Annotated in this window: 13 protein-coding genes; 6 read left to right on the top strand and 7 right to left on the bottom strand. The window is 32.1% G+C overall.

Going from position 1 to position 12,902, the window contains the following annotated elements; genetic code table 11:
• Positions 1-13 precede the first annotated feature (13 nt).
• Positions 14-442: a transposase gene (locus tag KM029_RS23310; protein WP_205125428.1), complete on the bottom strand. Its 429-nt coding sequence runs from the start codon at positions 440-442 to the stop codon at positions 14-16.
• 176 nt (positions 443-618) lie between these two features.
• Here KM029_RS23310 and KM029_RS23305 point away from each other — a divergent pair, with 176 nt between their 5' ends.
• The 6 genes from KM029_RS23305 to KM029_RS27075 all read left to right on the top strand — a co-directional run bounded on the left by KM029_RS23305 (position 619) and on the right by KM029_RS27075 (position 5,218).
• Positions 619-873 (top strand): DUF2492 family protein, encoded by a 255-nt coding sequence (locus KM029_RS23305; RefSeq protein WP_144076211.1) that lies wholly within the window; start codon positions 619-621, stop codon positions 871-873.
• Positions 874-971: 98 nt separating this feature from the next.
• Positions 972-1,673, top strand: a complete 702-nt coding sequence (locus KM029_RS23300; protein WP_144076210.1) for a CatA-like O-acetyltransferase — start codon at positions 972-974, stop codon at positions 1,671-1,673.
• A gap of 332 nt (positions 1,674-2,005) precedes the next feature.
• Complete coding sequence (locus KM029_RS23295; RefSeq protein WP_144076209.1) at positions 2,006-2,572, top strand: outer membrane beta-barrel protein; 567 nt, start codon at positions 2,006-2,008, stop codon at positions 2,570-2,572.
• Positions 2,573-2,762: 190 nt separating this feature from the next.
• Complete coding sequence (locus KM029_RS23290) at positions 2,763-3,647, top strand: NmrA family NAD(P)-binding protein (RefSeq protein ID WP_144076208.1); 885 nt, start codon at positions 2,763-2,765, stop codon at positions 3,645-3,647.
• A 55-nt stretch (positions 3,648-3,702) separates the two neighbouring features.
• Positions 3,703-4,929, top strand: coding sequence for an iron-containing alcohol dehydrogenase (locus tag KM029_RS23285; RefSeq protein ID WP_144076207.1), 1,227 nt, complete (start codon positions 3,703-3,705; stop codon positions 4,927-4,929).
• Positions 4,930-5,086: 157 nt separating this feature from the next.
• Entirely contained in the window at positions 5,087-5,218 is a 132-nt protein-coding gene (locus KM029_RS27075) for a hypothetical protein (protein ID WP_260412642.1), read from the top strand.
• 60 nt (positions 5,219-5,278) lie between these two features.
• On the opposite strand, the gene kbl is transcribed toward KM029_RS27075, so the two are convergent.
• The 6 genes from kbl to KM029_RS23255 form a co-directional block, all read right to left on the bottom strand.
• A complete protein-coding gene (kbl, locus tag KM029_RS23280; protein ID WP_144076206.1) occupies positions 5,279-6,466 on the bottom strand; it encodes a glycine C-acetyltransferase in 1,188 nt (395 codons plus the stop codon).
• Between the two features lie 50 nt (positions 6,467-6,516).
• Positions 6,517-7,539, bottom strand: a complete 1,023-nt coding sequence (gene tdh / locus KM029_RS23275; protein ID WP_144076205.1) for an L-threonine 3-dehydrogenase — start codon at positions 7,537-7,539, stop codon at positions 6,517-6,519.
• A gap of 242 nt (positions 7,540-7,781) precedes the next feature.
• Positions 7,782-8,783 carry a DUF4922 domain-containing protein gene (locus KM029_RS23270; RefSeq protein WP_144076204.1) on the bottom strand — a complete coding sequence of 334 codons (1,002 nt, stop codon included), beginning with the start codon at positions 8,781-8,783 and terminating at the stop codon, positions 7,782-7,784.
• A 139-nt stretch (positions 8,784-8,922) separates the two neighbouring features.
• A complete protein-coding gene (locus KM029_RS23265) occupies positions 8,923-10,149 on the bottom strand; it encodes an ROK family protein (RefSeq protein WP_144076203.1) in 1,227 nt (408 codons plus the stop codon).
• Between the two features lie 165 nt (positions 10,150-10,314).
• The gene (locus KM029_RS23260) at positions 10,315-11,676 is read right to left on the bottom strand and encodes a DUF3472 domain-containing protein (RefSeq protein WP_144076202.1); all 1,362 of its coding nucleotides are present in this window, start codon (positions 11,674-11,676) and stop codon (positions 10,315-10,317) included.
• 58 nt (positions 11,677-11,734) lie between these two features.
• Positions 11,735-12,835 (bottom strand): phosphotransferase enzyme family protein, encoded by a 1,101-nt coding sequence (locus KM029_RS23255; RefSeq protein WP_144076201.1) that lies wholly within the window; start codon positions 12,833-12,835, stop codon positions 11,735-11,737.
• Between the last annotated feature and the right edge of the window lie 67 nt (positions 12,836-12,902).

Below are 12,902 nucleotides of genomic sequence, written 5' to 3'. Positions count from 1 at the left end.
GTCGGTTTGACTCCTATTTTTTCTTCTTTTTTGAATTGGTCAACTGCTTGGGTAAAGACTTTTTTCTAATAGGAATATTAAACTCATCCTCAGCAATATCGATCATCATATCAAAGAAAATTGCTTTTTTATCTGTTACGTAGAGTTGTTTTTCTAAAGAAGCTTTTTGCTTCTCTAATAATAGAACCTTTTGTTCTAGCTCCAATAATTTTTGTTCTGGTGTCTTTCCCATTTTTAAATCAGATTTATTATCCCAATCTAAATTACCATACTTTCTTATCCAAGTACGGATGGTACCATGACCTTGTATTCCATATTTAAGTCTTGCTGCCGTTATACCTATTTCCCCTCGTTCCACTTCATCTACAACTTGTAATTTAAAAGAGTAGCTGTAATCTTTTTGTGTACGTTTAGTGTACTGATATTCTTGATCTTCATTCATAATGTTACGTTTTGTGTAACACTAATTCAGGACGAGACAATATTAGAATTTAAAAGGGTTTAAAACATGTAGGTGTCTCTACTTTTATTATTAATAAAGTTAAATAAAATAAAAGACTAATTTATCTTTTATTAAATTTGGTTATCAAATTAAAGAATAAAATAAACTGTTTTTTTATGAATACGACACACGTTCACGAGGTAATCTTTTTAGTACAAGATAATGATGCTGTTTTTACACCAGCTGCTTTAATGGATGCAATCTCTAACAAATGGGGTGAAGATATTCATTTTACTGCTTGTTCAGGTGTTCCTTTTCCAAAAGAAGAAACACTACCTTTCTTAATGGAAAGAAGTAAAGTTTTTATTAATGATAACGGAATGGTAGAAGTGCACCCTACAATGAAGATGTGCGATTCTCATACACGATAGTCTTCTCTTAATAAGATTAAAGAAATATATAAAAAGTAGCATCTAGAAACGTTTTCACGATTTGGGATGCTATTTTTGCGTCTAAACATTTTAAAATTATGGATTTAAGTACGCTTCTAGAAAAGTTTGATGGTAAGAAATTAGAAATGACTGACGTTAGTTCTTATGAACAATGGTCGTTAAACTTTTTTCATGACAAGAATATTGTTAGAGAGCCAAATTTACAAATGACTTTACAGTTAGATGTAACTAAAGGACTTGAATTTTATGCAAGCACGATCAAAAAAATTGATGGAGCTTCTTTTAGTAGCTACTTAATGTGGTGTTTAGTACAAGCCATGAAAGAACACCCCTATTTTAGATATAGAATGATTGAGGGAGAGTGGTATATTTTTGATAACCTACCTGTTTTCTGTCCAGTTGCAGTTGGTGGCGATAAGCGGTTTACTGAAATTTTAGTAGAAAACCCTGCCCATTCTACTATAGAAGAATTTATTGTTAATTATAGGAATAAGATAAAACAAGCTTTTAATAAAGATGGAGACTTTGCTCCTCTACCTCCTACTGTTTGGGCTTCTGCACACTTTATTGGTAATCTCCCAAATCTACAATTTACAAGTTTTCAATTGCATACTTCAGCACTAGATTCTGCTCGTCCGTTTTTCTATTTTGGCAAACGCTACGAACAAAATGGGCAATCATTTATTCCACTTTCAATAACTTTTGATCATTCAAATTTAGACCCTTTTGTATTGTCTAATTTTATGGCTGATTTTGAAAAAGTACTTATTGGAGACTAATTAGTTAGCTATTTTTACCTTAACAATAAACTTATTCAATTGGTATAAATTTGAAACGCAATCTATTCTAGATTATTTTATTAGCATATACTGTAAATTCTTATGAATTAAATAAGATGTTAAACTTAATGAAGAACACTACTAAACTTAAAAATAAGAATTTCAATTTATTTTAATAATCAATCTAAAAAAACAAACTAACAACACTAAGCAATAGACATAGTTTAACAATAAAAAGATTTTATAGTAGTAAACCATTTATAATTTCACTAATTCATATTTAATAATATAACTTACTGATATAACGTTTGTTACATAAGTTTATTTAAGTTATGAAAAACTACTTATTACCAATTTTATTGTTCTCATTTTTTACTTTTTCATCTATTCAATTTGCCAGTGCACAATCTTTTAAGATTGGTGGTGGTATAGGAAACACTTTTGCAGATCATAAGCTAACTAATATTAGTGGCAGTGATTTTAATGTGAGTGACAATGCACTTGCATGGAAAGTATTTGCAGGTGTTGGAAAAAAATTCTTAGGTATCGAGGGTGGATATCGTTCACTAGGAAAAGTAAAAGCAAATGATGGAGGATACGATTATGAATCTAAAATTACTGGTTGGGATGTTTCTTTAAGAGGAAAAATTCAAATAGGGCCAATTTTTGGATTTGCTAAAGCAGGTGCTTTTTGGGCAAAATATGAAAACTCTGGTTCTGGTGTTCAACAACCAGGCACTGAAAATGACACTCGCTTATTATGGGGTGTTGGCGCAGGAATTATTCTTGCAGAAAAATTAGAATTGCGCCTTGAATGGGAAGCAATGGATTTAAGTTCGGATACACACCTTTCTACTCTTGGGCTTACAACTGCAGTAATCTTAGGAAGTAATGACTAACTAAAAATTATATTAATATATACTTTTATGAGAGACGCTAACATAACCTATGTTAGTGTCTTTTTTTATGTGATTGTCCTTCAGTCGAAAAAATTCAACTATTCAATTATTTTGTTCAACAATCTACAACACACATACAATACCTTTGTAAAATATAGATAATCAGTTTATTACATTAAAATTTAAAGGTATGTATTTAGTTATTGGAAGTACTGGAAATACAGGGAAATATGTTGCTAATGAATTATTAGATAAAGGTCAGGAGGTACGTGTTATAGGACGTGATCAAAATAAGTTACAAGATTTTATTTCAAGAGGTGCTGATTTTAAAATTGGAGATTTGTACGATAAAGAATTTGTAGAAGAAATATTCGAAGATATTGAAGCTGCTTATATAGTAACTCCTCCAAAATATGATGTTGAAAATTTATTAGATCATCAAAATAAAATTGGTGAAAATTTATTTAATGGATTACAGAAGAATAAGGTGCCATATGCTGTGAATTTATCAAGTTATAAATACACCGATATGGAAAATGCGGGTCCTGCTAAAGGAATACACCTACAAGAAGAAAGACTAAACAAACTGACAAATACAAAAGTATTACATATAAGAGCCGCTTTCTTTTTAGAAAACCTATTGTCTAATATCAACTCTATTAAATTTAATAATATAGGGATGTCTATGTTAGACCCAGAAAAATCTATTGCTATGGTAGCTACTCAAGATGTTAGTGAATTAGCAGTAAAACACCTTATTAATAAAGGTTTTGAGCATAGAGATATAACTTATATACTCGGTAATCATGATGTCAATATGAAAACTGCCATTAATTCATTTGCAAATGCCGTTGGAAGAGAAGGCATACCTTATGTTCAACTCTCATACAATAATGGAAAAGAAGGACTTATATCGATGGGCTTCTCTCAAGATATGGCGAATGCATTTGTGAATATGAGTAGAGCAATAAATGAAAATCAAAGTATCATTCCTCCTCGATTATTAGAAAATACAAGTAAAACATCTATTGATAGTTTTGCTAAAGAAGTATTTGCACCCTTGTACAACAACTAATAATAACTATCTAAAAATGTGATAGTTAAATTAATTATAATTAATAAAGAAGAAGATGAAAAAGATGTCATTTACCGAGCGGAAAGAAGTTTTCCAAAAAATTGCACAAGAATCTATCCCAATGTTAAAAGCAATGCCATATAAGGCACCTCAATTAATAGAAGGAGAAAATATATACCAGTTATTAGTTGATCAATTATTAATACAAAACTGTAAACGACCTGTTATAATAACGGATGAGGTTATTCTTAAACTTGGTTTATTAAATGATCTTGTAAAGTGTATTCAAGCACAAGATATGACACTTGGTGTTTTTTCTGAAATTGAATCCGATCCAAGCTTTGAAACAATAGAAAAAGGAAAAAATTTCTGTATTAATCATCAATTCGATGCTGTAATTGCTTTTGGAGGGGGTTCTGTGATGGATGCTTCTAAAGTAATAAATGTGGCTGCAAAGCAACAAAAGGATCCTAAAGAATTTGATGGTTTATTTAAAGTAACAGAAAAAGGATACCCTTTAGCTTGTATTCCAACTACCGCAGGAACAGGATCTGAAGTAACAATATTTGCAGTAATTACAGATAAACAAGTCAATAGAAAAGCGGCTATAGTTGATGTTGCTATTGTACCAGACTATGCCGTTTTAAACCCAAAGTTAATTATTGGTTTACCTTCTGAAATCTCTGCTGCAACAGGAGCTGATGCACTAACTCATGCTATTGAAGCGTATGTTAGTTTGGCAAGTACAAATGCTACAAATACAGATGCTACAAAAGCAATTGAATTGGGTTTTGAAGCATTACAAAAAACTGTATCAGAACCAGATAATTTATTTTACAGAAGACAGATGTTAAAGGCTTCGTATTATGCAGGTCTATCTTTTACAAAAGCAGGGTTAGGTTGGGTACATGGAATTGCACACCAATTAGGAGCAATATATCATATTCCTCATGGTGTTGCTATAGGCACTGTTTTACCTTCTATTGTTCAGTTTTATATTGATACTATTCCAGAAAAAATTGCTCATCTTGGTAGAGTGGTTGGTGTGGCTTCTATTGATGATTCTGACATTGTTTCTGCAAACAAATTTCATACTGCACTAAAACAAATGTTTTTAGAGATTGGTATTCCTTCAAAAGTGAAAGAATTAGAAGAAAAAGAAATCTCTACCATTTCTATCAGAGCAATTGAAGAGGTATATAATACTGGAACTACGGTACCGAAATACTTTAAATCACAGGAAGAGTTAGAAGAACTTTTAAGGACTTTCCTTGATGAATAACTTGCTTTTTTCTCACTGTGATTTACAACTGATAATGTCTTCTTTTTTTAAAGTTTGATACTTTTGGGTAAAAAAAAGAAACTTTATGGGAAATACCGATTGTACAATTAATCGTTTGATGTAGTAGAATAGATATAAAACTATAAACTAAAATTTTATGACACTACTACTGATTACAACACTATCGTTTGCCTTTGGAATTGGGTATGTGAAATCACAGAAAAAAGAGAAAAATGAACCATTAGATTATTTTGCTCAGTCTATGTTAGACGACATCAAATCTAATTAGCGATACATAAAAAAACACCATACAGTAATTGTATGGTGTTTTTTTCTATATGTTGATAGACTAAATAATGCCTAAATCCTTTCCTACTTCAGTAAACGCAGCCACAGCTTTTTCAAGATGTGCTTGTGTATGTGCAGCAGAAAGTTGTACTCTAATACGTGCTTGTTCTTTAGGAACTACAGGGAAGTAGAAACCAATCACGTAAATACCTTTTTCTAATAATTTTTCTGCAAAACGTTGCGATAATTCCGCATCATATAGCATTACAGCACAAATTGCAGAGTCAGTAGGTTTAATATCAAAACCAGCAGCTAACATTTGCTCATTAAAATAAGCTGTATTAGTGTGTAATTGTTTCGAAAGTTCATCGGTAGTATTCATCATATCGAACATTTCTATACCTGCTGCTGCAATAGAAGGAGGAATAGAATTAGAGAATAAATACGGTCTAGAACGCTGACGTAACATTTCTATTACTTCTTTTTTACCCGTTGTAAAACCACCAATAGCACCACCAAATGCTTTGCCTAAAGTTCCCGTAATAATGTCCACTTTTCCACGTATATCAAAGTGTTCTGTTACACCTCTACCCGTTTTACCAACAACACCTGCAGAATGACATTCATCCACCATTACTAAAGCATCGTATTTCTCTGCTAACTTCACCACTTCGTCCATTGGAGCAACGTGACCGTCCATAGAGAATACACCATCAGTAACAATAATTCTATAACGTTGTTCTTGAGCGGCAATCAATTGCTTTTCTAGATCTTCCATGTTTGCTGTTGCATAACGGAAACGCTTTGCCTTACATAAACGCACACCATCAATAATAGATGCATGGTTTAAAGTATCAGAAATAATTGCGTCTTCTGCAGTTAATAATGGTTCGAAAACACCACCATTTGCATCAAAACAAGCCGCATATAAAATTGTATCTTCGGTACCGAAAAAATCAGCAATTTTCTCCTCTAATTTCTTATGTAAATCTGTTGCTCCACAAATAAAACGAACAGATGACATACCAAAACCATGAGTATCCATAGCATCTTTTGCAGCTTTAATTAAGTTAGGATGGTTTGATAACCCTAAGTAATTGTTAGCACAAAAGTTCAATACTTTCTGTCCTGTATTTAAAGTGATTTCAGCATCTTGAGGACTAGTAATGATACGTTCATTCTTATAAAGACCATCTGCTTGTATCTGTTTCAAGTCTTCTTTAAGACTCTCGTATATTTTCTTACTCATTGTATTTTTATTTCTGCGTTATTAAAACAGTAACTGATTTATTCTAGGAACTAATCCCAATTTAAGATAACCTTTCCACAATTTCCTTCTTCCATTACATCAAATCCTTTTTGGAAATCATCAATACCAAAGCGGTGTGTAATAATTGGTGCTATATCTAAACCAGAAAGAAGCATTTGTTCCATTTGATACCAAGTTTCGTACATTTCTCTACCGTAGATTCCTTTTAGTGTAAGTCCTCTAAAAATAATTTTATTCCAATCTACCTGAGCAGATTGCGGTAAAATTCCTAATAAAGATACCTTACCAGAATTGTACATATTATCTATTAATTGGTTAAAAGCAATCGGAGAGCCCGAACATTCTAAACCAATATCAAAACCACTCATATTTAACTCAGCCATTACATCTTCTAGCTTTTCTTTAGCTGGGTTTACCACTCTTGTAGCTCCCATTTTCTTAGCTAGTTCTGCTCTGTACTCGTTCATTTCTGTAGCAACAATGTGACGAGCACCTGCAAATTTTGCTACTTGTATAGCCATACTACCAATTAACCCAGATCCAGTAATTAATACATCTTCTGCAATTAATGGAAAAGATAAAGCGGTATGAGTTGCATTGCCTAGTGGATCCATTATAGACACTACCTCGTCTGGTATTTGTGCATTAATTTTCATCACATTAGCAGCAGGAACCTTAACATATTCGGCAAAAGAACCATTTGTATTTACACCAATTCCTATTGTTTTCTCACAGATATGCTGACGGCCACGACGACAGTTTCTACACCTGTTACATGCAATATGTCCTTCTCCTGTTACCCTATCACCTTCTTTAAATGATGTTACTTCGCTACCAAAAGCAGCAACATGCCCTACATACTCATGCCCAATTGTTTGGCCTATACGAACAGTATTTTGTGCCCATTGATCCCACATATAAATATGTAAATCTGTACCACAAATTGAAGATTTTGAGACTTTAATTAAGACGTCGTTTGGTCCTACTTCTGGAATGGCTACATCTTCCATCCACAAGCCTTTTTCGGCTTTTGATTTAACTAGTGCTTTCATGGTATAATATGTAGTAAGTGTTATTCTTTTCTTTTAAAAAATACTATTTATATATGTGTTTGTTAATTGCAATAACCAAATTAAATACTGTTTACCCAAATAATAAACTATTATTCAATTTTTTATTTATGATTAATATTATTAAGCGAAATTTAATATTGTAAAAATACACAAGAACTTTTAAAGAATCTTGATTTAATTATTAATAAATTAGAATAAACTCAACCTATTAATCTCTTGTATTATTCGCCTTTTAACTGATTAAAAAAAGCAAGTGCTGCCCCCTCTGACAGAGGGTTTAAACCTTCTAAAATACCTTTGATGATATGTTTCCCTTCTTTTTTAATTGCCTCGTTGAGTTCTTGAGCATTTTCCCCTTCTGGCGTTGGTAAAATTCCTTCTCCGCATGCTTCTATAACACCTACTCCTTCGTATTTATATTTAAGTAAGTTTTCTGGAGTTCTAAAGGCTGGATTTCTAAATACTAAATACACTTGGTATTCATTATTTAACCTACGCATTGCTGTATTAAAAGTATTTTCATTATTGGTACCTCTCCATTTACTTAATACAGTTTGCAAGGCAATTTCTATTAGAATTCTATCTTTTCCCTCTAATTTTATTACCGTTAACGGGTAGTTGCAAAGTGTATAAGTTACTTGGTTTTGTATGAATTGTGCTTTAGCTTTTGTATTAAAAATTGGCAATGCTAGTTTTTTAAAAACCTGATAATGCAAATGTGACAATATTGAAGCTCCTGCCCATTCTCTATCAGAATTAGAACATACCGTATAAGTTGGAAGCATATCTAAAAAGTTAAGCTGATTTTTAAAACTTTCTGAGCTAACTTCCATCGGCTTATGTTCTTCAGAAATCAAGACAAAATGATGATGGTACAAAGGAAAAGGAGTCAATTGTAAAAAAAATGGAGTTGTACCTAATTCTATTGGAATATGCTGCAAATTTTCTTTTCCTTTACTACCCACATTTTCTATACAGATAGGACATTTAGCTCCACTTGGCAATTGGGGTTTCTTTACCCCTGCCATTTCTTTACTGTATTTTGATCTTACATGATTGATCTGAATTTTGTAATCAATTTCATCCTCTACATCAAAAAAATGCAGACGTTCATTTCCTTCTAATGCTTCTTTTGTAATATATTTTGATTGAAATGCATTGAGGTATAACTCATCCATTTGGTTCGATAGAACCGAACTCCTATTGGTATCTTTGATTGTCATTGGTTTATTCTATTTTAAGATATTAGGTCAGTCTGTAAGGTAGTATTGGCTGTTATTTGGTAAGTTAATGTTTGATCCAAAATGGATTTTTTTTGTCATTTCTAAAGGTAGATTTCCTCTAGAAATGACGTAAATCTATTTACACAAAATGTATTGCTGCTTCAGAAGGTCTGAATACTTTATCAGATACTAAAGTTGTAGCCCCTAAACAACCTGCTTTTCTTCTAATATCAGAATAAGTGATTGTGGTTTGTGCAAAAGTTTCTGGCAACGAATGTTTAATTACAGAAGACTTTACTGGAAAAAGGATATAATCTTTTAATTGACTCACTTTACCGCCAAGAATAATTTTATCTGGGTTGAAAAGGTTAACTAAAATACCGATTGCTTTACCAATTGAAACGCCTGCTTGTTCTGTCAATTCTATTCCAACTTGGTCTCCCATAGTCACAACATCAACAAAAACATCTAAGTCTACTTCATTTTTACCTGCATCTTTCAGTATTTTTTCAACTAAAGGCGACTCTCCTTTTTTATAGATTTCTTGCATTTTTTTTACCAGTGCTTCACCCGAAGCAAAAGTTTCTAAACACCCTTTTTTACCGCAATAACACATATCACCGTGGTCATCAATACGAATATGACCAAGCTCTCCAGCTAAACCATTTTGTCCTGTATATAAGCCACCACTTACAATCATGCCCATACCAATACCTTTATCAAGGTTAATACATAAAGCATTTTCAGATGTTTTGGCAGTTCCAAAATGCAACTCACCCAAAGTAAGTGCATTTACATCGTTTTCAATTTCTACAGGTACTTTTAAAGCATCTATTAAATAGTTTTGTAACGTAGTATCTAAATCATTAAAGTAACTAAACGATCTACCCGTTTTACTATTTACCAAACCAGGTACAGCAACCCCTACTCCTAACACTCTTTCTAAAGGAATTTCCTGATCATTAATAATCTTTTTAATCGATTTAATCAGACGTTTTAAGAAATTTACAGAGTCTTTAATTTCTCTTGTATCTTCTGAAACAAAAAAACGTTCTTTGTTCTGCAAATCCAGCAGTATGATTCTCGTTTTTCTTAAACCTACTTTAACGCCAATAAAATACCCACCATCAGGATTAATTTGATAAGAAGTTGGTGGTCTACCTACGTTTTTCTCCGTTCTATGCTCCTGTAAAAATATATAATTATCGTCCGCAAGTTCCTTCATTAAAGAAGAAGACATTGGAAGGGTTAATTCTGTTCTTGTTGCAATTTCTGAAGGAGATAATGTTTTCTCCTTAAGTAATAATTGTAATATCTGACTTTTTCGAATCTGTTTCTTTTTAAAAACTTTCCCGTCTTTCTTCATTCTATTACTTATCAAAAAATTAAAATTAGTTATGCTTGAGTAAGCAATTTATAATTTTTTTTATTAATTATTGCTACCTAATATTTTTTAAAGATGAATATTAATTCAAAATAAAGTTAAAACACTACTATTAAGTGATTTACAAGTTATGAAACATCGTAAATATTAAGTTCTGTTTTTATTTTCTTGATTATTTTCAGCTGCAATTTGATCTAATTTACCAAGGTTAATTTTAGGTTGATTTGGTTTTACAGCATGATTAAACTCCGTATTCATTTCTACTACATTATTAAAAAAGCCACAATTTTTAAGGTAGAAACCCGTACTGTTTACTCCTCCATCATAATCAAACCTATCTAACCCTCTAGCAGTTGCATCTGCAGTAAATTTAGCACTATCTACAGCATACCAATCTCCTTTAACGGTTCTCACCCATTGGTTTTTATAATTTGCCTGGCGCACTTTATCACCTGTTGCTGGTATAAAATTCTCTAAAAACGAATGAAAATTGGTAAGGTAAGTTGTAGTTTTTGGTCTTTTAAAACTTGCAATAAGCTGCCACTCATGTTCTTCTGGAGCATAGAAATAAGCTGTGTATTGCGTATAATTATTAGCCACAGGATGTCCTTTTAATAAAAACTTATAGGTTACCTCAGCCTTCCAATTGTATACCTTATAGCTTTGTCCACCAGCTCCTTCATCGCCAAATTTACCAGTTGTCACCCCTTTTCCTTTTGCTAATAGCTGTATTTTCTGATCATCAGGAATGTCTTCTGGATTATCTGTTTTAAAAGGACTCCATACAGAAAATAAAATACGTCTTTCGTTTTCACTATTAACTTGAATACCAAAATAGCCTTCTCCAAAACCATTGGCCATAAAGTAAGAACCAATAACATCTTCTCCTTTCGGTACTTCTATTTCGTTATAAAACCACTCCACCTCTTGGCCTTTTACAGCCGCAGGAAGTTCATATTTTAAATGAACACTAGGTCCTCTTCTTCCAAAATAGGTATTGCTTTCTGGAATACTATAAAATTTATTTTCCGTTTTTTTATCTATTTCTAAAGCCGTAATTTGAACATCATCAACAAGTGTTTTTTTATTAATAATAACTTCTTGATATCCTGCCTTTTGCAATTTAAAACTCCCTATATCTATTACTTTAAAGTCTTTAGATTTTACAGTGAAAAACTTCTCTTGTTGCCCAAGCCTAATACTTAATTGTACTGGTTCATTTTTAACTTTTGATTTAACTTTTAAATTAATCTTACCGGCTTTATCTGCATAAAAGTAAGCGGTTATTGGTTTTGAACTGTTCCAGTTTTCAATGCCATTTTTAGTGACAATTTTTGGAATTTCTTGGTAATTATCGTCTACCCAAGCATTATCTCTTAGTGCTAATGTAAAACTTTCATTGCTATTAGAAGTAGTTGGTGTACAACTCATTATTAAGCCAGAAAGTACTAAAATTAAATAATTGGCATATTTCATATCCATAGGTATATAAATAATAAAGTGATACATAAGTATCACTTTATAGGTCTCAAATTAATTGTTTGTTTGTTTTTTTTGCTAATAAAATCTATACCGCCAAAACGGTTGCATCAGCAACAATTTTCTTCATTTGTTCAAATTGTGCTTCCATACTTTCTACCAATTTAAACTGTGCCTTAGCACGTTTTAAATTGTGATGTTCGTGTTTTGTCTTAAAGTAGTTATCACCGTCAATGTAATCAGTTATAAACCTTAAACCGATAATGAAAGTCATAATTTTTGCTGATAATGGAAGGTATTTTATCTCTGTTTCCGTTAATATATCAGCTGTTTCTTGAAGAAAACCTTCTGTATATGCTTTAAACAAATTGATGTCCATTTCTACATTATCTAAATTTGCATCATCTTCAGCACCAGTATTTGTAGATGTTCTAATGGAATCTCCAAAATCATAATGTACTAGACCAGGCATTACCGTATCTAGATCAATAACACACAATCCTTGATCATTTTCGTCTAATAAAATATTATTAATCTTGGTATCGTTATGTGTTACTCTAATTGGCAAAACCCCTTCTTTAGATAAGCGAACAAGTGTAAGCATTTCTTCAGCTCTTTCTTTTACAAAAGTAATTTGTTCTTGTGCTAGAGTAACTCTGCCTTTAGGGTCTTTCTCTACTGTATCTAAAAAAGTTTGCAAACGTGTTTCCATGTTATGGAAATTTGGAATAATCTCGTAGAGTTTACTTCCGTCTAAATCAGACAATAATGATTGAAAGCCACCAAACCCAACACCCGCTTGAAACGCTTGCTTTGGGTCTTCTACTTGGTCATAGGTTTTTGCAGGGTTAATTTCAAGCATCACTCTCCAATAATCACCACTTTCATCTTTGTAATACATATTTCCATCTTTTGTTGGCAGAAAAGTTAATGTATTTCTATCTGGATTTTTATTTGGCATTTGCTCATACTTCTTTCTCAAATGATTTGTAACGGCAACTATGTTGTTCATTAACTCTGGTACATTCGGAAAAATATGATGGTTTACCCTCTGTAATATATAGTTTTGTGCTGTTCCGTCTACTTCAATTAAGTAAGTATCGTTTATATGTCCTGAACCAAAAGGGTGTATAGATTTAACAGGGACATTACTTTTGAATTGGTCAAATTTTTCTTGTAGTTCTTTCATCACTTTTATTTTGGAATTAGGTAATTAGCCAACTCCATTTGTAGTGGAGTTGACTTTTAGTTTCTGT

The organism is Flammeovirga kamogawensis (assembly GCF_018736065.1).
Lineage (GTDB): Bacteria > Bacteroidota > Bacteroidia > Cytophagales > Flammeovirgaceae > Flammeovirga > Flammeovirga kamogawensis.
Note: the sequence above shows the minus strand (reverse complement) of the source record. Positions and strands in the feature narration are given on the sequence as shown.